25 protein-coding genes are annotated in these 21,184 nt (G+C 73.2%); 7 read left to right on the top strand and 18 right to left on the bottom strand.

Features of this window, described 5'->3' with window-relative positions; genetic code table 11:
- Nucleotides 1-36: 36 nt before the first annotated feature.
- The 4 genes from IF89_RS0125975 to sigE all read right to left on the bottom strand — a co-directional run bounded on the left by IF89_RS0125975 (nt 37) and on the right by sigE (nt 3,495).
- On the bottom strand, nt 37-471 hold the full coding sequence (locus IF89_RS0125975) for a sec-independent translocase (protein ID WP_030772835.1): 435 nt from the start codon (nt 469-471) through the stop codon (nt 37-39).
- A gap of 118 nt (nt 472-589) precedes the next feature.
- A complete protein-coding gene (locus IF89_RS0125980; RefSeq protein ID WP_043194400.1) occupies nt 590-1,999 on the bottom strand; it encodes a trypsin-like peptidase domain-containing protein in 1,410 nt (469 codons plus the stop codon).
- Between the two features lie 54 nt (nt 2,000-2,053).
- Nucleotides 2,054-2,719, bottom strand: coding sequence for an anti-sigma factor family protein (locus IF89_RS0125985; RefSeq protein ID WP_030772840.1), 666 nt, complete (start codon nt 2,717-2,719; stop codon nt 2,054-2,056).
- A complete protein-coding gene (gene sigE, locus IF89_RS0125990) occupies nt 2,716-3,495 on the bottom strand; it encodes an RNA polymerase sigma factor SigE (RefSeq protein ID WP_078628513.1) in 780 nt (259 codons plus the stop codon). Before sigE ends, IF89_RS0125985 begins: the two co-directional genes overlap by 4 nt.
- A 176-nt stretch (nt 3,496-3,671) precedes the next feature.
- On the opposite strand from sigE, the gene IF89_RS0125995 reads away from it, so the two are divergent.
- Nucleotides 3,672-4,334, top strand: coding sequence for an O-methyltransferase (locus IF89_RS0125995; protein WP_030710037.1), 663 nt, complete (start codon nt 3,672-3,674; stop codon nt 4,332-4,334).
- A 40-nt stretch (nt 4,335-4,374) separates the two neighbouring features.
- Here the strand turns inward: IF89_RS0125995 and IF89_RS0126000 are convergent, their stop codons facing one another.
- Complete coding sequence (locus IF89_RS0126000) at nt 4,375-4,992, bottom strand: hypothetical protein (protein WP_043194410.1); 618 nt, start codon at nt 4,990-4,992, stop codon at nt 4,375-4,377.
- Between the two features lie 118 nt (nt 4,993-5,110).
- Nucleotides 5,111-5,278: a DUF3117 domain-containing protein gene (locus IF89_RS42435; RefSeq protein WP_003966491.1), complete on the bottom strand. Its 168-nt coding sequence runs from the start codon at nt 5,276-5,278 to the stop codon at nt 5,111-5,113.
- 333 nt (nt 5,279-5,611) lie between these two features.
- Between IF89_RS42435 and IF89_RS0126010 the strand changes: the two genes are divergently transcribed.
- On the top strand, nt 5,612-6,415 hold the full coding sequence (locus tag IF89_RS0126010) for an enoyl-CoA hydratase/isomerase family protein (protein WP_030772848.1): 804 nt from the start codon (nt 5,612-5,614) through the stop codon (nt 6,413-6,415).
- A gap of 92 nt (nt 6,416-6,507) precedes the next feature.
- On the opposite strand, the gene IF89_RS0126015 is transcribed toward IF89_RS0126010, so the two are convergent.
- A complete protein-coding gene (locus IF89_RS0126015) occupies nt 6,508-7,086 on the bottom strand; it encodes a DNA-3-methyladenine glycosylase I (protein ID WP_030772850.1) in 579 nt (192 codons plus the stop codon).
- Nucleotides 7,083-7,439, bottom strand: a complete 357-nt coding sequence (locus IF89_RS0126020; protein WP_234327873.1) for a DivIVA domain-containing protein — start codon at nt 7,437-7,439, stop codon at nt 7,083-7,085. The genes IF89_RS0126015 and IF89_RS0126020 overlap by 4 nt, the downstream gene beginning before the upstream one ends.
- A 76-nt stretch (nt 7,440-7,515) precedes the next feature.
- Here IF89_RS0126020 and folP point away from each other — a divergent pair, with 76 nt between their 5' ends.
- Entirely contained in the window at nt 7,516-8,376 is an 861-nt protein-coding gene (gene folP / locus IF89_RS0126025) for a dihydropteroate synthase (RefSeq protein ID WP_030772854.1), read from the top strand.
- A gap of 38 nt (nt 8,377-8,414) precedes the next feature.
- On the opposite strand, the gene IF89_RS0126030 is transcribed toward folP, so the two are convergent.
- Both IF89_RS0126030 and dapE read right to left on the bottom strand, forming a co-directional pair.
- Nucleotides 8,415-9,182, bottom strand: a complete 768-nt coding sequence (locus IF89_RS0126030) for a TIGR00730 family Rossman fold protein (RefSeq protein WP_030772856.1) — start codon at nt 9,180-9,182, stop codon at nt 8,415-8,417.
- Nucleotides 9,183-9,246: 64 nt separating this feature from the next.
- Nucleotides 9,247-10,326: a succinyl-diaminopimelate desuccinylase gene (dapE, locus tag IF89_RS0126035; RefSeq protein ID WP_030772858.1), complete on the bottom strand. Its 1,080-nt coding sequence runs from the start codon at nt 10,324-10,326 to the stop codon at nt 9,247-9,249.
- Nucleotides 10,327-10,413: 87 nt separating this feature from the next.
- On the opposite strand from dapE, the gene IF89_RS0126040 reads away from it, so the two are divergent.
- Both IF89_RS0126040 and IF89_RS41530 read left to right on the top strand, forming a co-directional pair.
- A complete protein-coding gene (locus IF89_RS0126040) occupies nt 10,414-11,394 on the top strand; it encodes a hypothetical protein (protein WP_063831346.1) in 981 nt (326 codons plus the stop codon).
- A 285-nt stretch (nt 11,395-11,679) separates the two neighbouring features.
- Nucleotides 11,680-12,045, top strand: a complete 366-nt coding sequence (locus IF89_RS41530; RefSeq protein WP_030772864.1) for a hypothetical protein — start codon at nt 11,680-11,682, stop codon at nt 12,043-12,045.
- A 67-nt stretch (nt 12,046-12,112) separates the two neighbouring features.
- Here IF89_RS41530 and dapC read toward each other — a convergent pair whose 3' ends face one another.
- On the bottom strand, nt 12,113-13,210 hold the full coding sequence (dapC, locus tag IF89_RS0126050) for a succinyldiaminopimelate transaminase (RefSeq protein WP_030772867.1): 1,098 nt from the start codon (nt 13,208-13,210) through the stop codon (nt 12,113-12,115).
- 120 nt (nt 13,211-13,330) lie between these two features.
- Nucleotides 13,331-13,660, bottom strand: a complete 330-nt coding sequence (gene fdxA, locus IF89_RS0126055) for a ferredoxin (protein ID WP_030027294.1) — start codon at nt 13,658-13,660, stop codon at nt 13,331-13,333.
- Nucleotides 13,661-13,777: 117 nt separating this feature from the next.
- On the opposite strand from fdxA, the gene IF89_RS0126060 reads away from it, so the two are divergent.
- Together IF89_RS0126060 and IF89_RS0126065 are read left to right on the top strand one after the other, a co-directional pair.
- Nucleotides 13,778-14,764, top strand: a complete 987-nt coding sequence (locus IF89_RS0126060) for a GNAT family N-acetyltransferase (protein WP_030772869.1) — start codon at nt 13,778-13,780, stop codon at nt 14,762-14,764.
- A gap of 65 nt (nt 14,765-14,829) precedes the next feature.
- Nucleotides 14,830-15,555, top strand: coding sequence for a transglutaminase-like domain-containing protein (locus IF89_RS0126065; RefSeq protein WP_234327876.1), 726 nt, complete (start codon nt 14,830-14,832; stop codon nt 15,553-15,555).
- An 82-nt stretch (nt 15,556-15,637) separates the two neighbouring features.
- On the opposite strand, the gene IF89_RS44740 is transcribed toward IF89_RS0126065, so the two are convergent.
- From IF89_RS44740 to IF89_RS0126095, 6 genes are all read right to left on the bottom strand, one after another.
- The gene (locus IF89_RS44740; RefSeq protein WP_030772874.1) at nt 15,638-17,605 is read right to left on the bottom strand and encodes a hypothetical protein; all 1,968 of its coding nucleotides are present in this window, start codon (nt 17,603-17,605) and stop codon (nt 15,638-15,640) included.
- Nucleotides 17,606-17,809: 204 nt separating this feature from the next.
- Entirely contained in the window at nt 17,810-18,193 is a 384-nt protein-coding gene (locus IF89_RS0126075) for a DUF6113 family protein (protein WP_030772878.1), read from the bottom strand.
- Nucleotides 18,190-19,086 carry an N-acetyl-1-D-myo-inositol-2-amino-2-deoxy-alpha-D-glucopyranoside deacetylase gene (mshB, locus tag IF89_RS0126080; protein ID WP_030772881.1) on the bottom strand — a complete coding sequence of 299 codons (897 nt, stop codon included), beginning with the start codon at nt 19,084-19,086 and terminating at the stop codon, nt 18,190-18,192. Before mshB ends, IF89_RS0126075 begins: the two co-directional genes overlap by 4 nt.
- Nucleotides 19,087-19,157: 71 nt before the next feature.
- Nucleotides 19,158-19,352 (bottom strand): hypothetical protein, encoded by a 195-nt coding sequence (locus IF89_RS0126085; RefSeq protein WP_030036986.1) that lies wholly within the window; start codon nt 19,350-19,352, stop codon nt 19,158-19,160.
- Nucleotides 19,353-19,711: 359 nt separating this feature from the next.
- Nucleotides 19,712-20,776 carry an ABC transporter ATP-binding protein gene (locus IF89_RS0126090; protein ID WP_030772884.1) on the bottom strand — a complete coding sequence of 355 codons (1,065 nt, stop codon included), beginning with the start codon at nt 20,774-20,776 and terminating at the stop codon, nt 19,712-19,714.
- Nucleotides 20,769-21,184: oligopeptide/dipeptide ABC transporter ATP-binding protein (locus tag IF89_RS0126095; RefSeq protein ID WP_030772887.1), on the bottom strand; the 416-nt coding region annotated here is incomplete at its 5' end. The genes IF89_RS0126095 and IF89_RS0126090, both read right to left, overlap by 8 nt.

Genomic DNA, 21,184 nt, shown 5'->3' on the forward strand with positions numbered 1-21,184 from the left:
ATAGCCACCGGACCCCCGATCGCCGGGCAGGCTGGGTCAGGTGGCGTCGGCGTCGAAGCGGGCGCGCTGCTCTGCGGCCGGGGCCGCGGGCTTCTTCAGGAGGTCGGCGCCGCCGGGCGCGCCGGACGGGGCGGGCGCCGGGGCGTCGGGCTCCGGGTCGTTGACGGCGTCCGCGACGTCGTTCAGCTCCTTGCGCAGGTCGAAGCTGGAGCGGATCTCCCTGATGTCCTCGTTCTCCGTCAGCTGCTTGCGGATGAAGGTCTTCGGATTCAGGTCCTCGAATTCGAAGTCCTTGAATTCCGGTCCGAGTTCGGAGCGGATGTCCTGCTTGGCGCTGTCGGAGAACGCGCGGACCTTGCGGATGAATCCCGTGACGTCCTGGATGACCTTCGGGAGCTTGTCCGGGCCGAAGACGAGGATGGCCAGAACCACGATGGTGACGAGTTCGAGTGCGCCTATGTCGTTGAACACCTTGCCGCTCCTCGGCTCTCTGTCACTTCGGGCCCGAACACACGGTACCCGCCCAGGCCCGCGGGCCCCTACACGCGTCCCGGTCCCGTGAGGCTTTCACCCCCGGGCCACCCCGTGATCACGAGCCGTTCGCCGACCCGAGGACGACGCCGAGGGTGCGCTCCCGGCCGTCGCGCAGGACCGTCAGGGTGAGCGGATCGCCGGGCCGGTGGGCGCGGATCTTGATGATCAGTTCGTCGCCGCCGCGGACCCGCTGACCGTCCACCTTGGTGATCACGTCCCCCGGCTTGATCCCGGCACGGGCCCCGGGTCCGCCCGCGGTCACCGACGGCTTGCCGTCCTCGCCCTTGTCGCCCACCCGGGCCCCGTCGCCGGTGTAGTCCATGTCGAGGGTGACCCCGATGACGGGGTGCGTGGCGCGGCCGGTGGCGATGAGTTCCTCGGCGACGCGCTTGCCCTGGTTGATGGGGATGGCGAAGCCCAGGCCGATGGAGCCGCCCTGCCGGTCGGGGTCGTCCTTGTCGGCGCCGCGGATCGCGCTGTTGATCCCCACCACGTGCGCCCGCGCGTCCAGGAGGGGGCCGCCGGAGTTGCCCGGGTTGATGGGGGCGTCGGTCTGGAGCGCGTCGACGTAGCTGATGTCGCTGCCGTCGCCCTTGTCGCCGCCCGCGGTCACCGGCCGGCCGGTGGCGCTGATGATGCCGGCGGTGACGGTGTTGGACAGGTCGAAGGGCGCGCCGATGGCCACGACCGGGTCGCCCACCTGGACGTTCTCGGAGTTGCCGAGGGCGAGCGGCCGCAGCCCGCGGACCCCGCTGACCTTGACCACGGCCAGGTCGTAGCCGGAGTCGCGGCCGACCAGCTCGGCGGTGACGCTCTCGCCGGTGCTGAAGGTGACCGCTATCTCCTTGGCATCGGCGACCACGTGGTGGTTGGTCAGGATGTGCCCCTGCGGGTCCAGCACGAAGCCGGTGCCCGTGCCGCTGCTCTTCGCGCCCCGCACGTGCAGGGTCACCACGCCGGGCAGTGCCGCGGCCGCGATCCCGGCCACGCTGTCGGGCGCCCGGCCGCGGTCCGCGACGGCCGCCTGAGGCAGTTCCAGGCGGGTGCTGCTCCGCCGTTCGGCGAGCACGCCGACGTAGCCGCCGATGCCGCCGGCGAGCAGCGCCGCCAAGGCGGCGAGGGCCGCCACCTGCCACAGCCGGAAGCCTCGGCGGTCCCGGCCCCGGTCCACGACCTGGAGGGGCCCTGCGCCCCAGGGGTCGTAGCGGACGTCGTGCGCCGACGGCTCCTGGACGAGCGGCTCCTGGAGCGGCTGCGAGGCCGGCGCCTGCTGGACCGCGGCGGAAGCCCGGTCGGCCACCGCCGGCCCGCCGGTCCCGCTTCCCCCGCCGTCACCGTCTCCGTCGGCGTCCTCGCCGCCGCTCCCGGGCCGCGGGGCCGGGACCCCGTCGGCACGGCCGTCGGCCGTGCCCTCGGGCCGGCTCCACCATCGTGGAGCCGGATCGGTCTGCTGCCTGTCGGCCATCGGCGCTCCCCGCGTACCTGTGCGCATGTCCGGCCGATTCAACCAGGTCCCGGGTCAGCGCAGCAGCGAGACCGGACGGGCCGAGCCCGGCGGAGAGGGCTGCGGGGGCGGCATCGGGCTCGCGACGGCCGTCAGGAGCGACGGTACGGCCGCGGGCGTGGGCAGCCGGTCGCGGGCCCCGGTATCGGTCACGGGCAGGGCGGGACCGGGCCGGGAGGCGGGCGCCGGGGAATCACCCCGCCCGTTCGGCTCCGTTCCCTCCAGCGGCAGCGTGCCGCCCAGCGCGAGGGCCGCCAGCGACACCGCTCCGGCGGCGACGAATGCGAACCGCCGGCGCGGCCGACCCACCTCGTGGATGCGGAAGCCCTCCTGCTGCGGCCGGGCCGCGGCAGCGGGCAGCGCGTACGCGAAGGCCTCGAACGGGTCGGGCCGCACGGATCCCGGTCCCGGTGGCCCCGAGGCGCCCGGCGGGCCGTCCTGGCCGCCGCCCGGCAGCTGCTGGAGGCGGGCGAGCAGCCCCGCGGACAGGGGCGGGGGCGCGCTCTCCACGAACATGGTCTTGAGACGGCGCTGCGCGTCGGCCTCGGCCTTGCACCTGGCACAGGTCGCCAGGTGTGCCAGGACCCGCTCGCGCGCGTCGTGCTGCAGCTCCCCGTCGACCAGGGCGGCGAGCCGGTCTCCGAGGTGCTGTTCGGCAGGGGACGGACTGGCTCCGGTCACTCGGCTCCGCCCTCTCTCCCGGCGTCCGGCGCGCCCGTCGCCACACCGGCCAGGGCCCGCTGCTCGGCACGGGCCGCGGGGGACCTGTGCTTGAGCGCCTTGCGCAGGTGCGAGCGGCCCCGGTGGATACGGCTGCGCACGGTGCCCAGCTTCACGCCGAGCGTCGCCGCGATCTCCTCGTAGGACAGGCCCTCGATGTCGCACAGCACCACGGCCGCGCGGAACTCGGGGGCGAGGGTGTCCAGCGCCTGCTGGACGTCCGCGTCGAAGTGCGTGTCGTGCAGGACCTGCTGGGGGGACGGCTCACGGCTCGGCAGCCGCTCGGCGGCGTCGTCCGCGAGCGCGTCGAAGCGGATGCGCTGCTTGCGGCGGACCATGTCCAGGAACAGGTTCGTGGTGATGCGGTGCAGCCAGCCCTCGAACGTGCCGGGGGTGTACGTGGACAGCGAGCGGAAGACCCGGACGAAGACCTCCTGCGTCAGGTCCTCGGCGTCGTGCTGGTTGCCCGTCAGGCGGTAGGCGAGGCGGTAGACGCGCGCGCTGTGCGTGCTGACGATGTCCTCCCACGAGGGAGGGGTCCACGCCTGCGATCCCGCATCTGCGGCAAAGGTCGCGGTGGTTGCGGTGTCTGCGGTGTGGATGCGGTCAGCAGTGTCGGTCACGGATTTCGGCTCACCCGCCGACCAGAAGAGGCGTCTGAACACGCCTCCACGATCCACAGGCGCAGCCGCACCTCCCCTGTCGGCTCTGGTGGTGTCCAGTGGAGTCCCTACCATAGCCACCCCCTCTGTCAGCTCCGGATAAGGGTTTTTGCAGTATCTTTACGCAAGTCTTGGGCGCCGGGGCCGCGGCCGCCGCCGATCTGCCCGGCACCGTCCTTCTCGTCCCGCCTCCACCCTCACAACGCCCGGTCCCATCTGCGGGTTCCCGACGTCAACGGATACAGTCACCGTTGCGCCAACTATGGGGACAGGAGAGGGTCATTACCGGCAACCGGCAGACGAGCTGGGCGTTCGCCGACGCGTTTGTCGCCGAGGACGACGCTCTGCGATGGGCCCGCGACCGGTCCAGGGAAGCGGGCCTGCGCTCCGTCTCCCCCGGGACCGGCGCCGCGCTGCGCCTGCTGGCCGCGACCGCGGACGCCAAGGCGGTCGCCGAGATCGGCACCGGGACCGGTGTCTCCGGGATCCACCTCCTGCACGGGATGCGCCCGGACGGGGTCCTGACCACCGTCGACCCCGAACCCGACCGCCAGGCCTTCGCCCGTCAGGCCTTCCGTGCCGCCGGCTTCGCGGGCAACCGCGCCCGCTTCATCCCCGGCCGCGCCCTCGACGTCCTGCCCCGCCTCGCCGACGGCGGGTACGACCTCGTCTTCTGCGACGGGGACCCGACCGAGTCCCTCGACTACCTCGCCGAATCGTTGCGCCTGCTGCGCCCCGGGGGGCTGGTGTGCTTCGAGGGGGTCTTCTCCGACGGCCGTACGGTCGACTCCGCGGCCCAGCCGGTGGAGGTGCTCCGCGTCCGCGAGCTGCTGCGCAGCGTCCGGGAGAGCCCGGCGCTGGAAGCCGCGCTGCTCCCCGTGGGCGACGGGCTGCTGTGCGCGGTGCGCCGCTGACGCCGTCGCCGGTGTCCGGCCCGGCCCCGGCCGGCCCGCATCAGGTCAGGAGCGCGAAGGTGAGGGCCGTCGTACCGCCCAGCGCCGTGCCGGCGAGCAACTGGGCGGGGGTGTGCGCGCGCAGCGCCAGGCGGGACCAGCCCACGGCGGCGGCGACCGCGGCCGCCGGGAGCACCGCCGGCCCGAAGACGAGCAGCAGGATCATCACGGTGCCACCCGCCACGGACATGTGGAGGGAGATCTGCCAGCCCACCGTCACCAGCAGGGAGGAGACCAGCCCCACGAGCATCGCGACGACGAGCGCGAAGACCTCGGCGGGGGCACCGAGGACGTGCAGGAGGGCCACCCCGGCGAGGACGGAGAGCAGGCTCAGCGCCATCGGGAGGACCCGCTGGCGGCGCACCCGGATGTGCTGGTCGGTCAGCGTTCCGCGCCGGACCCCGGCGGCGATGATGCCGAGGGGGACGACCCCGCAGAACACTGCGGCGAGCAGGCCCCATCCCAGCCCCGTCCACGACCCGGTGCTGTGCCAGCCGACGAGGAGGAGCAGGGCGACCACCAGGTGCGCCGGTGCCAGCCCGTCGGACAGGACGCGGGCCGCCTTCTGGCGGGGAGTGCAGTCGGCGAAGGCCGGCGGGGCGGGCGGGGAGAAGGGCACGTGCGGCTCCACCGGGGATGCTGGTCCTGGGACACGACACAACGCTGCCCCGGCCGCTGATCACGGTCGGGGCAGCGCAGAGAATGCGAAAACAGAAGGTGGAAGTGCTGTCAGCGGGTCAGCCGACGACCTTCTTCAGGGCGTCACCCAGGGCGTCCGCCTCATCCGGGGTCAGCTCGACGACAAGCCGACCGCCGCCCTCGAGCGGTACGCGCATGACGATGCCCCGCCCCTCCTTGGTGACCTCGAGCGGGCCGTCGCCCGTCCGCGGCTTCATGGCCGCCATGCTCGTTCCCCTTCCTGAAACCAGCTCATCGTCAGCCGACGGCCCCATTCAGGCGCCTAGTACCCGGCATCGAACACATTGCTTCCCAGCCATTATCCCGCATGTCAGGACCCGATGACCAACATCACCCGGGAACGCTTGCGCAACGCGCTCGGCCAAAACCACTCATTTCGGGGATCCGCCTGCGATACTTCGCCGCCGCACCTGGGGAAGCCCTTCCGCTTTCTTTGACACACATCACATGTGCGCTCCGCGTCCGGTCCGCCATGCTGGCCCTTGCACCGGCCGGTACCGGCCGGTAGCGAAGCCCGCGACGAAGGGGGACCCCCTGCCATGGCCGACAGTGTGCTCTACGAAGTGACCGACGGACTCGCGACCATCACGATCAACCGTCCCGACGCGATGAACGCGATGAACACCGAGGCCAAGGTGGCTCTGCGCGACGCGGCACGGGCGGCGGCCGAGGACGGCGCCGTCCGGGCGGTCCTGCTGACCGCGGCGGGGAACCGCGCCTTCTGCGTCGGCCAGGACCTCAAGGAGCACATCGGCAACCTCGCCGCGGACCGCGAGACCGGCTCCTCGCTGACCATGAACACGGTCAAGGAGCACTACAACCCGATCGTGCGGGCGCTCACCGAGATGCCGAAGCCCGTGGTGGCCGGCGTCAACGGTGTCGCGGCCGGGGCCGGCTTCGGCTTCGCGCTGGCGGCCGACTTCCGCGTCGTCGCCGACACCGCCTCCTTCAACACCTCGTTCGCCGGCGTGGCGCTCACGGCCGACTCCGGGATGTCCTGGACCCTGCCCCGCCTGATCGGCGCGTCCCGCGCCTCGGACCTGCTGCTCTTCCCGCGGTCGATCAAGGCGCAGGAGGCGTACGACCTCGGCATCGTCAACCGCCTGGTGCCGTCGGACTCCCTGCACGCCGAGGCCGAGGCGGTGGCCCGCGCGCTGGCCGAGGGCCCGACGGTGGCCTACGCCGCGCTGAAGGAGTCCCTGGCGTACGGGGCCTCGCACACGCTCGCGGAGTCGCTGGCGCACGAGGACGTCCTGCAGACGCGGGCGGGGGCCTCCGAGGACCACTCCATCGCCGTCCAGGCCTTCCTGGCCAAGCAGCCCCCGAAGTACCTCGGCCGCTGAGCCGCGCGGCCGTGCGCGCGCCCCGGGCCCCGGGTGGCTCGTCGACCGGCCCGGGCGGGCGCGGCCGGCGGGCCGGCCCCCGCGCGGGCGTCCTACGCCGGGTCGCGCAGGGCGCAGGCGGCCAGGTGGTCGTCGACCAGGCCGCACGCCTGCATCAGGGCGTAGGCGGTGGTCGGGCCGACGAAGCGGATGCCCGCCTTCTTGAGGGCCTTGGCGAGGGCGGTGGACTCCGGGGTGACCGCGGGGACGTCGCCGACCGTGAGCGGGGCGGGGCCGGGCTCCTCGGGGGCGTGGGACCAGATCAGGGTGTCCAGCTCGCCGGCCTCCCAGCCGGCGAGGACCTTGGCGTTGGCCAGGGTCGCCTCGATCTTGGCCCGGTTGCGGATGATCCCCTCGTCGGCCAGCAGCCGCTCGGCGTCCGCAACGCCGAACTCGGCGACGGCCGCGATGGAGAAGTCGGAGAAGGCCTTGCGGAAGCCCTCGCGCCGGCGAAGGATCGTCAGCCAGGACAGCCCCGACTGGAAGGCCTCCAGGCACAGCCGCTCGTACAGGGCGTCGTCGCCGTGGACCGGACGGCCCCATTCTGCGTCGTGGTAGGCGATGTAGTCCGGTGTGGACAGCGCCCACGGGCAGCGCAGCAGGCCGTCCGGGCCGGCCGCGGGGCCGCTCACCCCTCACCGCCCTTGCTGAGGTCGACCGGGCCGGGCGCGTCCTGCGGGGCCGCGGGCACCGGCGAGCCGGTTCCCGTCAGCATCGCGATCCGCGCGTCGCGCTCGGCGAGTTCCGCCGCGAGCCGCTCCAGTACGTCGTCCACCTCCGCCATGCGGTAGCCGCGCGGCGCGACGGGCAGCCGCAGCGCGTCGATGTCCTCCCGCACCACGGGCCGGGTCTCCGGCAGCCCGTCCGCCACCCGGTCCGGCTCGGCCTCCGGCAGGACGGCCTCCGAGCCGCCGCCGATCACGGCGAGGGTGACCGCTGCCACGACCACGACCAGCGCGATCATCAAGAAGAAGAACACGATCAACTCCCCTGAGAGACTCCGGCCACCAGGTTAAGGTCGCTGGCGAGGCGCGAGGGCCGCCGAAGGAGGAAAGAGCAGGATGCTGCGACTGGGCAGGCGCGAGTTCGACACCCACGAGCCGGTGATCATGGCCATCGTGAACCGGACCCCGGACTCGTTCTACGACCAGGGCGCGACGTTCCGCGACGAGCCCGCACTGGACCGGGTGGAGCAGGCCGTGGCCGAGGGCGCCGCGATCATCGACATCGGCGGGGTCAAGGCGGGCCCGGGCGAGCACGTGGACGCGGCCGAGGAGGCCCGGCGCACGGTCGGCTTCGTGGCCGAGGTCCGCCGCCGCCATCCGGACGTGGTCATCAGCGTGGACACCTGGCGGCACGAGGTCGGCGAGGCGGTGTGCGAGGCCGGGGCGGACCTGCTCAACGACGCGTGGGGCGGGGTGGACCCGCGACTGGCGGAGGTCGCGGCGCGCCACGGCGCCGGCCTGGTCTGCACGCACGCCGGCGGGGTCGAGCCGCGCACCCGGCCGCACCGGATCGCGTACGAGGACGTGATGGCGGACATCCTGCGGGTGACGGTCGGACTCGCCGAGCGGGCCGCGGCCCTCGGAGTCCGACGGGACGCGATCATGATCGACCCGGGGCACGACTTCGGCAAGAACACCCGCCACTCGCTGGAGGCGACCCGGCGGCTGGAGGAGATGACGGCGACGGGCTGGCCGGTGCTGGTCTCGCTGTCCAACAAGGACTTCGTCGGCGAGACCCTGGACCGGCCGGTCAAGGAGCGGCTGCTGGGCACCCTGGCCACCACGGCCGTCTCGGCCTGGCTGGGCGCGCAGGTCTACCGCGTCCACGAGGTCGCGGAGACCCGGCAGGTGCTGGACATGGTCCGCTCGATCCAGGGGCACCGGCCGCCCGCGGTCGCCCGCCGCGGCCTGGCCTGATCCCGCGGGCCGGCCGGAGCCGGCCCGCGGCGGCGGTCCTACTTCCCGACTTCCTTCGTCACCAGGGCGATCGCCTCTTCCACGTCGTCGGTGACGTGGAAGAGGTAGAGGTCCTTCTCGGAGGCCTTGCCCTGGGCGATCACGGTGCCCCGCAGCCAGTCGACCAGGCCGCTCCAGTACTCCGTGCCGAACAGCACGATGGGGAAGCGGGTGATCTTCTGCGTCTGGACCAGGGTCAGGGCCTCGAACAGCTCGTCCAGGGTGCCCAGCCCGCCGGGCAGTACGACGAAGCCCTGGCTGTACTTCACGAACATCGTCTTGCGGACGAAGAAGTACCGGAAGTTCAGGCCGAGGTCGACGTGCTCGTTGAGCCCCTGCTCGAAGGGGAGCTCGATGCCCAGGCCGACGGAGATGCCGTTGGCCTCGCGGGCGCCCCTGTTGGCGGCCTCCATTGCTCCGGGGCCGCCGCCGGTGATCACCGCGAACCCGGCGTCGACCAGCGCGCTGCCGATCCGGACGCCGGCCTCGTACTCGGGCGAGCCCTCGGGGGTGCGGGCCGAGCCGAACACGCTGATCGCGGGCGGCAGCTCGGCCAGCGTGCCGAAGCCCTCGATGAACTCCGACTGGATGCGCAGGACCCGCCAGGGATCGGTGTGCACCCATTCGGAGGGCCCGGCGGAGTCCAGCAGCCGCTGGTCCGTCGTACTGCCCGCCTGCACCTGGCTGCGCCGCCTCAGCACCGGCCCGAGCTGCTGCTCCTCGGGCCGGTGACGAGCGGACCCGCCGGACGTGTCGGGGTTGCCCATGATGTGCTCCCTCCTGCTGATCGTTGGATCAGGGTAGGCGCACGAAGGTGACGGGGAGCGTAATTCAGGTGGTCAGCCAGGCGCGGAGTCGTTCCTCGCAGTGCAGGATCGCCTTCGTCTCCACGCGTTCGTCGACCTTGTGGGCCAGCAGCGCGTCACCCGGCCCGTAGTTCACCGCCGGGACGCCCAGCGCACTGAAGCGGGACACGTCCGTCCAGCCGAACTTCGGCATGGCCCGGCCGCCCACCGCCTCCATGAAGGCGGCGGCCGCGGGGTGCGAGAGCCCCGGCAGGGCCCCGCCGGAGGAGTCGTCGACCACGAACTCGGCGATGTCGCAGTCCGCGAACACCTCGCGGACGTGGGCGAGCGCGTCGGCCTCGCTGCGGTCGGGGGCGTAGCGGAAGTTGACGGTCACGGTGCACGCGTCGGGGATGACGTTGTTGGCGACGCCGCCCTCGATGCGGACGGCGTTGAGGCCCTCGTGGTACTCCAGGCCGTCGATGACCGGCCTGCGGGGCTCGTACGCGGCCAACCGGGCCAGGATCGGGCTCGCCGTGTGGATGGCGTTGGAGCCCATCCAGCTGCGGGCGGAGTGGGCGCGCTCGCCGGCGGTGCGCAGCAGCACCCGCAGGGTGCCCTGGCAGCCGCCCTCGACCTCGGCGTTCGAGGGCTCCAGCAGCACCGCGAAGTCGCCCGTGAGCCAGTCCGGGTGGGCTTCTGCGACCTTGCCGAGGCCGTTGAGGTCGGCGGCGACCTCCTCCTGGTCGTAGAAGACGAAGGTGAGGTCCCGGTTGGGCTCGGGCACGGTCGCGGCGATGCGCAGCTGCACGGCCACGCCGGACTTCATGTCGGTGGTGCCGCAGCCCCACAGGACGCCGTTCTCGTCCAGGCGCGAGGGGACGTTGTCGGCGATCGGCACCGTGTCGAGGTGGCCCGCGAGCACCACGCGCTCGGGGCGCCCGAGGTGCGTGCGGGCGACGACGTTGTTGCCGAAACGGTCCACCGTGAGGTGGGGCAGGCCGCGCAACGCGTGTTCCACGAGGTCGGCGAGTACCTTCTCGTCGCCGCTCACGGAAGGGATGTCGACGAGCCGGGCGGTCAGCTCGGCGGCGTCCAGGGTGAGGTCCAGCTCGGATTCGGACATGGAACTGACCCTAACGCCCCGGGGTGTGGCGAAGCGTCCCTCGTCCGGCCGGTGGACGCGCCATATGCCTCAAGTACGGTGGGCCGCGTGTCCGAGATCCGTGTACCCCGTCCTCGCCGCCGCAGGCCGCTGCGTGTGGCCGTCGGCCTGCTCGTTCTCCTTTCGGTGATCGGGTACTTCGCCGTCCAGCGCGCCTCGAACGGCGGGGGCGCCCCCTTCTGCGTCGCCCGTGCGGACGCGTCCGGCCGCGACGGCGGTACCGAGAAGTACGAGATGTCCCCGGAGCAGGCGGCCAACGCGGCGACGATAGCCGCGGTCGGCATCGCCAAGGGCCTTCCCGACCGGGCCGTCACCATCGCCCTGGCGACCGCCATGCAGGAGTCGGCCCTGCGCAACCTCGACCACGGCGACCGCGACTCCCTCGGGCTCTTCCAGCAGCGGCCGTCGATGGGCTGGGGCACCCCGGAGCAGATCACGGACCCGGTCTACTCGGCCGGGATCTTCTACGACCACCTCGTCGACGTGCCGGGGTACTCCCGGCTGCCGCTGACGGTGGCCGCCCAGAAGGTGCAGCGCAGCGGGTACCCGCAGGCCTACGCCAAGCACGAGCCGGACGCGACGGTGCTGACCGCGGCCTTCGCCGGCGGCGGCAGCCTGGACTGCGGCGGTCCGGCGCCCACGCAGCCCGGCGATCCGCAGAAGGTGCGCGCGGGCCTGGAGCGGATCTTCGGCAAGGACGGGATGCACACGGCCGGTCCGCAGGGCGGCCAGGGCGGGCAGGCCGGCCGCAGCGCCGGCGGCCGCAGCGTCGAGGAGCCCGAGATCACGATGGTGGAGAAGCGGGACGCGGGCGAGGCCGCGACGCGCCGCAGCCGGGCGATGGCCCACTGGGCGGTGGCCAACGCGCGCGAGATGGGCATCGCCAGGGTCTCGTACGACCTGCGCGGCTGGGTCGCGGGCAAGGACCGGGGCCGCTGGCAGGGCCGGGAGGACGCGGGCGCCAAGAACGGCGACGGCGACCCCTACGGGGCGGCGCCCGGCGAGGTGCGGATCTTCATGGCCCGCTGATCCGCCGGGGCCCGGCCGGGTTCCGTCGGAGCGGGCACGGTCAGCGGGAAGCACCCGGCCGCGCGTGCGAGCGATCACCCGCCCGGGGGTGATCACCCGCTAGGGCGGCGGCCGCCCAGGGCGGCCGAATGGGCGGAAAGCCCTGGTCGGCGCGCATCCAATGCGTTTGTCGCGGAAGCCGATTAAACGATGCGTTACCGATCCTTTACCCGAGGGCGCCGCAACCCCACCCGCCCCGTGAGCGGTTAGTCAGGCCGTACTCAGCCGCTACCGCTTAGGAGCATCATGTCCCTCCCCCTGACCCGTCGGATCGCCCGTGCCGCGCTGCTCGTCGCAGCCGGGGCAGCGCCCGTGGTCGGTGCGGCCGGCGCGGCCAACGCCGCCGGTCTGGAGTCCGTGCCGCAGCTGGGCGCACTCACCGCCACGGACGCGCCCGCGGCCACCGCCGACACGGCCACGGGAACGGCCACCGACGCCGTCGGCACCGCGGGTGCCGCGGCCAAGACCCTGCCGGCGCCCGCCTCCGACCTGGCCGGCCAGGCGGGCGGCCTGCTCGGCGGTCTGCCCACCACGCAGGAGCTGCCCGTCTCCGCACTGCCCGTGGGCGATGTCCTGCCGGCGGGACTGCCCGGCGGCGCGCTGCAGGGCTGACACCGGGCGACCCCGAGGGGGCCGGGAGTGTGCGCACTCCCGGCCCCCTCGGCCGTCCCGGGGCCGGTCAGCCGAGGCGCTTGACCGCAGCCTCCACGCGCTCGTCGGTGGCGGTGAAGGCGACCCGCACGAAGCGGGCGCCCGCCTCGCCGTAGAAGTCACCGGGGGCCACCAGGATGCCCAGGTCCGCGAGGTGGGCGACGGTGTCCCAGCAGGGCTCGTCGCGGGTGACCCACAGGTAGAGGCTCGCCTCGCTGTGCTCCACCCGGAAGCCGTGCGCCTCCAGGGCCCCGCGGAGCGCCGTACGGCGGGCCGCGTAGCGCTCGCGCTGCTCCGCGACGTGCTGGTCGTCGCCGAGCGCCGCCACCGTGGCCGCCTGCACCGGGGCGGGGGTCATCATCCCGCCGTGCTTGCGGATCTCCAGCAGCTCGCCGAGCACGGCCGCGTCACCGGCGACGAAGGCGGCCCGGTAGCCCGCCAGGTTGGAGCGCTTGGAGAGGGAGTGGACGGCGACGATGCCCTCGTACGAGCCGCCGCACACGTCGTCGTGGAGGACGGAGACGGGCTCGGCCTCCCAGCCCAGCTCCAGGTAGCACTCGTCGCTGAAGAGCAGGATCCCGTGCTCCCGCGCCCAGGCCACGATCCGGACCAGCTCGGCCTTGTCGATGACCTTGCCGGTGGGGTTGGAGGGGGAGTTGAGCCACAGCAGCTTCACGCGGGCCGGGTCGAGGTCGGTGGTCGGGTCGTCGTAGACCACCGGCTCCGCGCCGCACAGCCGCGCGCCGACCTCGTACGTGGGGTAGGCGAGCCGGGGGTGGGCGACCTGGTCGCCGGCGCCCAGGCCCAGCTGGGTCGGCAGCCAGGCCACCAGTTCCTTCGAGCCGACGACCGGCAGGACGTTGCGGTGCCCGGCGGCGCTCGCGCCGAGCCGGCCGCGCAGCCAGTCCGTGACGGCGTCGCGCAGGGCGGGCGTCCCCCACACCGTCGGGTACCCCGGGGAGTCGGCGGCGTCGGTCAGGGCCTGCCGGACCACTGCCGGTACCGGGTCCACGGGCGTGCCGACGGACAGGTCGACGATGCCGTCGGGGTGGGCCGCCGCCGTCTTCTTGTACGGCTCCAGCTTGTCCCAGGGGAAGGCGGGAAGACGGTCGGATACTGCGGCCACGGTGGTCTCTGCTCTCTCTGGGTGCGGTCTGTGCCTACGGGGTGGAACGGGTCGGAAAACACCGCGGTCCCGTGCGGCGGGAAGGCCGTACGGGACCGGGGGCGCTTCTGCCGTGAAAGGTCAGTGCTCGCCGTTGATGCCGGCGGGCAGCCCCGCGACGAACGGGTGGTCGCGCTCGATCAGGCCCAGCTTGGAGGCACCACCGGGCGAGCCGAGCTCGTCGAAGAACTCGACGTTCGCCTTGTAGTAGTCCTTCCACTCCTCCGGAGTGTCGTCCTCGTAGAAGATGGCCTCGACCGGGCAGACCGGCTCACACGCACCACAGTCGACGCACTCGTCCGGGTGGATGTACAGGGACCGCTGGCCCTCGTAGATGCAGTCGACGGGGCACTCTTCGATGCATGCCTTGTCCTTGACGTCGACACAAGGCTCCGCGATGACGTAGGTCACGCTCTCGTTCCTCCTCGGTAGGGCTTTCCATATCGCGCGGGAGCGCGGCGTCGTCGATGCCCGCACCTAGTATCTCCGTTCCCGGGCACGATCCGAACAGGAGGGGCGGACAGAGCTGTGGAAATCACTGCCGGAGGACTGCTGGAGGTCCGAATCACCCCGGCTGACGTGGGTAAACGTGTCTCTGTACGACGGGTGGAGACCGGGCTGGGCGGATCACCCGAGTTCACGGACACGGTCGGTGTTCTCACATCCTGGGACCACGGTGTGCTGCTGATCACAAAGAAGAGCGGGGAGTCCGTCCGCATCCCGGAATCCTCCCTGGTCGCGGGGAAGGTCGTACCCGCGGCGCCGGCCCGCCGGCGGGGCCCGGCGGCCTCCTTCGAGGAGCTGACGAGGGTCTGCGCGCGGGGCTGGCAGCCGTTGGAGAGCGAGCCGCTGGGCGGGTGGACGCTGCGCGCGTCCGCCGGGTTCACCCGGCGGGCCAACTCCGTTCTGCCGGTCGGCGACCCGGGCATACCGCTGGATGATGCACTCGCGCGAGTGACCTCCTGGTATGCCGAACGAGGACTTCCGGCGTACGTGCAGGCCGCCACGGGGGCCGCCGGCACGCAGGAGCTGCTGTGCGCGGAGCTGGAGCGCCGGGGTTGGGCGTCCGAGGCGTCGGCGGAGGTCCGGATCGGGGCGCTGGCCCCGCTGGGCGACGTGGACGCGCCCGCGAGCGGGTCCGTGACGCTGACCCGCGCCCCGGACGCCGAGTGGCTCGGGCGTTACGGGCGGGTGGGCGACCCGGACGTGGCCCGGCGGGTCCTGGTGCGGGGTCCGTCGGTGTGGTTCGCCTCGCTGCCCGGGGGGCGGGCGATCGGACGGTGCGTGGTGGACGGCCGGTGGGCCGGCTTCGCGGCGGTCACGGTCGATCCCGCCCACCGGCGGGAAGGACTCGCGACGGCGGTGATGGCCGCGTTGGCGCGGCGCGCGCTGGAGGAGGGCGCGTCGGCGGCATGGCTGCAGGTCGAGACGGACAACGCGGGCGCGCGGGCGCTGTACGACGGGCTGGGCTTCGCGACGCACCACACCTACCACCACTTCCGGGCGGCCCGGTGAGCACGCCCTCCAGGCGGGAGCAGTTCGCCGCGCAGGCGCGCTCGGAGCGGCCGGACCTGGCACTGATGTGCCTGCTGCTGGCGGCGGAGGCGGACCCCGACCTGGACGAACGCGCCATGGACTGGGCCCAGATCGAACTGGACCGGCTGGCCGGGATGCTGCCGTACGGTCTGCGGGGCGGGCGGGCGTGGGCCTCGGCGGTGACGCAACTGCTGGGCGGGCGCCTCGGTTTCCACGGCACCCCGGCGGACTACGAGCGGCTGTCGTCCTCGCTGCTGCACGAGGTGCTGCGGCGCCGCCGGGGCCTGCCGATCCTGCTGTCGGTGGTGTGGCTGGAGGTCGCCCGGCGAGCGGGCGCTCCGGTGTACGGGCTGGGCCTGCCGGGGCATTTCGTGGTCGGCTTCGGCGATCCGGAGGAGGGCGTGGTGGTCGACCCGTTCGCGGGCGGCGCCTCGCTGGGCGCAGGGCCGGCGGAACTGGCGTCGGGGCCGCGTACGCCGGCCCGGACGCTGGACATCGTGCTGCGGATCCTGACCAACATCCGAGCCTGGGCCTCGACCCGACCGGAGCAGTCGGGAGTGGCCCTGTGGGCCCTGGAGCTGTCGCTGCTGCTGCCGTCGCACCCGGCATCACTGCGCTACGAGCGGGCGCGGCTGCTGGTGGAGCGGGGGGCCTTCCGGGAGGGAGCGGCGGAACTGGACGCGTACGCGGAGGTCGTCGCGGCGGTCGACGACGGCGCGGCGGCCCGGATCCGCGCTGAGGCCGTCTCGGCCCGGGCCCTGCTGAACTGACCGCACCCGCCGCCCCTGCCGGGGCCCTGGTGCGCCGGTGCCCCCGCCCGGGGTCCGGGCGGGGGCACCGTGGGTGCGGTTCTCAGCTGGGATTGGTGTCGATGACGACCGTCCGCTCGGCCGGGGTCTTGCCGCGCAGCGCCTTGGCGAGCGCGCCGACGACGTCCTGAGGGGTGACGGCGGTCTTGGCGCCGGTACCTCGGGTGATCATGACCCCGTCGAAGGTGTTCCCGTAGGTCGTCTTCAGCGCCTCCAGGTCGAACTTCTCGGTGAGCCGGCCGTCCACGGCCTGCATGCTGAGGATCTTGGGGAGCGACAGCTTGCCGAAGGCGATGGACTTGGTGCCTGCCTTGACCGTGGCGTTGGCGGACATCGCGGGCTCGGCGAACTCCTTCATCGCACGGTCCAGTTCCGCCTGGTTGATCGTCGGTTCCTTGGTGGTGGTCGGCAGTTCCACCACGGCCGCCCTGCCGGTGCCGACCTGGTCGCGGAAGGCCTTGGTGACGAGGTCGACGGAGCCGTCCACGTCCAGGGTGGTGCCCGCCTTGCCGGGCACGGCGACCGCCTTGCCGGTGTCGAAGGTGATCGTGCCCTCGGTGACGGAACCCGCCGATCCGGCGAGTTCCTGGAGCGCGACCGTGAGCTTCTCCTCGTCGACGGGCATGACGGCGTCGGCGACGCGCTCGTTGCCGAGGAGCGAGCCGATGACCGTGACGGGGTTGTAGTCGCTGCCGGCGGCGTTGCGGACGGTGGTCTGGCTGTCCAGGGTCAGGCCGGCCTTGTCGGGCTTCAGCTCGACCGGCTTGCCGCCGACCGTCAGCTGGAGCGGCGCCGCGGCGCGGGTGCCGAAGGCCGTCTGGAGCTTCGAGACGGCCTCGTCGCGGCTGCCGCTGATGTCGACGCCGAGGACGGTGGTGCCCTTGGGGACGTCGGAGTGGTTCAGGAGCAGGCCGGCGCCGTAGGCCACGCCGATGAGCGCCACGATGCCGCCGCCGACGAGGACCAGCTTGGAGCGGCCCTTCTTGGCGGGCTTCGCGGGGGTTTTCTTGTCCGCGGGCGGCGTGGGACGCGGGGCGGCGGGCGCGGGGGCCGGGACCGGGGTCGGCAGCGGGCCGTCCAGGTCGGGGCCGGGCCAGCCCGCGGTGTCCGCGGCGGACGGGCCGCCGCCCCCGGCGGGGCGGGATCCGAAGCCGGGGCCGCCCGTGGGGCCGGCCGGGCCGTCGGCGTGGTCGTTGTAGACGGGGAACGCCTCGGTGGACGGGCCGGCGTCGCCGTGGTCGCTGCCGTACGCGGGGAAGCCCTGGGTCGCTCCGACGCCGGGAGCCCCGGGCATCGGGGCGGCCGGCGCCTGCGGCGGGGCGTAGCCCGTGCCGTAGTCGGCCACGGGCGGCGGCGGGGTGCGCGGCGGCGCGTAGGCGGCGTCCGGCGCCGGCGGGCCCTGGACGTCCGGCGGGGGCGGGAAGCCGCTGCCGGGCGGGGTCGGCGTCGCGCCGGGCACACGCTGGGCGAGCGGCGGCGGCGGGGCGGCCGCCGGCATCTGCGCGGCGGCGGGCGGCGTGGGCGCCGGCGCCGGGGTGGGCGGCTTGCGGGGCGCGAACCAGTTGCTGGCGGCCGGCTCCTCGGCCTGCGCCGGGGCCGGGTCCGGCTCGGGTGCGGCCTCGACACGGGTCGGCCGGGGACCCGGGCGCTGCGGGAGCGGCGGCTCGGCCTGCTGCCCGGGCGACGGCTCCGGCGCAGTCGGCGCACCGCTGCCGGACGGGCCGCTGTTGGTGCCCATCGACTTGCGCACGACCACCGGGGGGATCGGCCGCGAACCCGGGATGTTGATCCGGATCCGGGTCGTCAGGGTGGTCTCGGTCTTGGGCCCGTCGGATTCGGGCGTGGACGGATTCGAGGTCACAGGGTTCTCCTCCGGGGCGTTCGCCGCGCCGGGCCCGGGCACAGTCGTGGACGGATACTGGCCGGTTCCGTACGGCGGCGTACCCGAGGGGTAAGCGGCTCCCCCGGACCCCTGGGGCCCGGAGGACGAACTGTCGGTTTCACGACTCAAGGCAGGTTCTCCCGGTTGGCTCCGCCGCCCGTCATACCGTGCGCGGGCAGCTCGGCGGCCCGTCCACCATACTGGCCGCCGCCCGCGCGCAACTGACGGCCGGGAATCAGTGGTTCCTCTTGGAGCCCGCCAAACCCCCCTGAAGTGCCACGAGAGCCCTGCCCGCACGGCTCGGCCGAACCGTCTACGAGGTCCGACACCACGTCACTTGGCGGGCCGGGAGGCCGAAACCGGCCGGTCGGCGGGAAGGGTGATCGTGGCGCACATCACAGCGAGCGCCGCTCCGCCCAAAAGGTAGGCGTACATGCCGATTCCGGACGAACCGAGGACGAAGTCCCCTTCGGGGCGCGGCAGGCTGAGCACCACGTAGGCGAGGAACCAGCCGACCGCGCCACCGCCCACCCCGAGGCCGGTCCCCAGGGCCAGCCGGCCGCCGAGGAAGAGCCCGAGGAGGGCCAGCAGCGCGAGCAGCAGGCCCGCGGGGAACCACAGGTCCACGACCAGCCAGCCGGCCGCACCGGTCAGCGCGCCCAGCAGCAGCAGGCCCAGGCAGCCGGCGATCCGGCCCGCCGTCAGGCGGCCGGTCACGCGTCCACCCCCGCGAAGAGGTCGCGCTCGCGCTCGCCGGCCGCTACGCCCGGGCTGCCCTCGACGAGTTCGTAGTACTCGCGGGCGAACAGCGGCTGCGCCAGGTCGTTGGAGAGCGCGAAGAAGGGGCCGTCCACGGCGATCTGGGTGGCGTGGGCCCGCATGGCGGCCGCCTTGGCCGCCACGAGGGCCTCGTCCGCGTCGATCTCGGCGGTGATCCGGGCGTCGTCGACCACGCCGGGCACGTCCGCGGGCGAGGCCACCCCGGGGAAGGACACCCCGTCTCCGGCAGCGCCGAGCCGGGCGAAGCCCTCCTCGACCACCGACAGCGGGATCCGGTTCCAGTAGATTTTCCCGATCGTGTGGGGGTCCCCGAGGTCGCGCCGGTACGCCTTCTCGCCGGCCAGTTCGGCGGCACGCATCGCGACCCGGTGCGCCTGGATGTGGTCGGGGTGCCCGTAGCCGCCGTCCGGGTCGTAGGTGACGAGGACCTGCGGGCGCAGCTCCCGGATCACCTCCACGAGGTAAGCGGCGGCCTCGTCCACGTCGGCGGACCAGAAGGCCTCCGGGCGGCGGTTCTGCGGGGCGCCCATCATCCCGGAGTCGCGGTAGCGGCCGGGGCCGCCGAGGAACCGGTGGTCGTGGACGCCCAGTTCGGCCATGGCGGCGGCGAGCTCGCCGATCCGGTGGGCGCCGAGGGCGTCGTCGCGGTCGGCCGTCAGGTGGCCGAGGGCGGGCGGGATGACCTCGCCCTCCTCGCCCAGGGTGCAGGTCACCAGCGCGACATGGGCGCCCTGGGCCGCGTACTTGGCCATGGTGACGCCGTTGTTGATCGACTCGTCGTCGGGGTGCGCGTGCACGAAGAGCAGACGACGGGCGGGAAGACCGTTCATGGGCCTAGCGTAGGGGGTGCCCCGCGCCGGAACCGGTCTGCCCGCCCTGCCCGGCGGGGCTCGTGGTCGATCTAGAACTTGATGCCGCTGATCATGCTCGCCACGTTCGAGGTGAGCTGGCTGAGGGTCGGGGCGATGGTGGAACTCGCCAGGTAGAAGCCGAGCAGCACACAGACCACCGCGTGTCCCGCCTTCAGGCCGGCCCGGCGGACCAGCAGGAAGACGATGATCGCCAGCAGCACCACGGCAGAGATCGAGAGTGCCACGGCGTTTCACCTCCACGTCGAGCGGACATCGGTACGCGCATTCGTGCTCGGCGAGAGTCATACCCACCGTGCGCTACGGATCATAACTATCCGTGCCAGCGCATCGATCGAAATCCGGCAGCACGAGGGGCGCATGCCGCGCACGGGCGGGGTCACGCACGGGCCGGCCGGGGGGCGGTTGCGCCCCCCGGCCGGCTGTCGGCACCCGCACGGCCGCACGACACCCAGGCTGCATGCCCCAGATCTCGGGGCAGAAACGGTCAAGTTGCCGCCGTGTAAACCGAGTTGTCGGTCCGGCTCGGCTTCGCAACCGGAACGCGGCGGGTGGCCGGAAATGATCGCCCGTCGGGGTGGGCGTCTCAGCCTTCGTACGGTCCGCCCGCCCGGTCCGCCTCCTCCGGCGGCACGTGCGGCACCACCTGCTTCTCCGCCGCGAAGTGACACGCCGACGGATGAGCCGCCGGGCCGGAGGGGAACGCCTCCGGAACCGCGAGCAGCGGGACCTCCTCCGCGCAGCGCTCCCGGGCCTTCCAGCAGCGGGTGCGGAAGCGGCAGCCCGACGGCGGGTCGGCCGGGGACGGCACGTCGCCGGAGAGGATGATCCGCTCACGGTGGGCGCGTGCCCGCGGGTCGGGGACGGGCACGGCCGAAAGCAGCGCCTGGGTGTAGGGGTGGGTGGGGTGTTCGTAGATCTCGCTGTCCGTGCCGATCTCCACGATCCGGCCGAGGTACATGACCCCGACGCGGTCGGAGATGTGCCGGACGATCGAGAGGTCGTGCGCGATGAAGACGTAGGACAGGTCGAACTCGTCCTGGAGCTTCTCCAGCAGGTTGACGACCTGCGCCTGGACGGAGACGTCCAGGGCGGAGACCGGTTCGTCGGCGACGATGATCTCGGGCCGGAGGGCCAGGCCGCGGGCGATGCCGATGCGCTGGCGCTGGCCGCCGGAGAACTGGTGCGGATAGCGGTTGACGTACTCCGGGTTCAGGCCGACGACGTCCAGGAGCTCCTGGACCCTGCGGCGCCGGTCGCCCTTCGGGGCCGCCTCGGGGTGGATCTCGTACGGCTCGCCGATGATGTCGCCGACCGTCATGCGCGGGTTCAGCGAGGTGTACGGGTCCTGGAAGACCATCTGGATGTTGCGGCGCACGGCCTTCAGGGCGCGCCCCGACAGCCGGCTGATGTCCTCGCCCTTGTACGTGATCGAACCGGCGGTCGGCCGTTCCAGGTGGACCAGCATCTTGGCCACGGTGGACTTGCCGCAGCCGGACTCCCCCACGATTCCCAGCGTCTCGCCGGTGTGCAGGCCGAAGGAGACTCCGTCGACGGCCTTGACCGCACTGACCTGCTTCTTGAACAGGACGCCCTGGGTGAGCGGGTAGTGCTTGGCCAGATCCGTCACCTCCAGGAGGGGCTCAGCCATGGAGGCACTCCTTCCAGAAGTGGCAGGCGCTGTCGCGCGGCGCGGGCGCCCCGGTCACCGGGTACAGCGGCGGGACGTCGCTGCGGCAGACCTCCTGCGCCATCGGGCAGCGCGGGTGGAAGGCGCAGCCGGGCGGGATCCGGAGCAGGTTGGGCGGCAGGCCCTTGATCGCGTACAGCTCCTGGCCCTTCTGGTCCAGGCGCGGGATGGAGTCCAGCAGGCCGCGCGTGTACGGGTGCGCGGGCGCCTGGTAGATCTCGTGGACGGGGGCCGACTCCACGATCCGGCCCGCGTACATGACCGCGATCCTGTCCGCGACGTCGGCGACCACGCCGAGGTCGTGGGTGATCAGGATCAGGCCCATGTTCATCTCGCGCTGGAGCTCCGCGAGGAGGTCCATGACCTGGG

The sequence above is a fragment of the Streptomyces sp. NRRL F-2664 genome (genome assembly GCF_000719345.1).
In the GTDB taxonomy this organism is placed as follows: Bacteria; Actinomycetota; Actinomycetes; order Streptomycetales; family Streptomycetaceae; genus Streptomyces.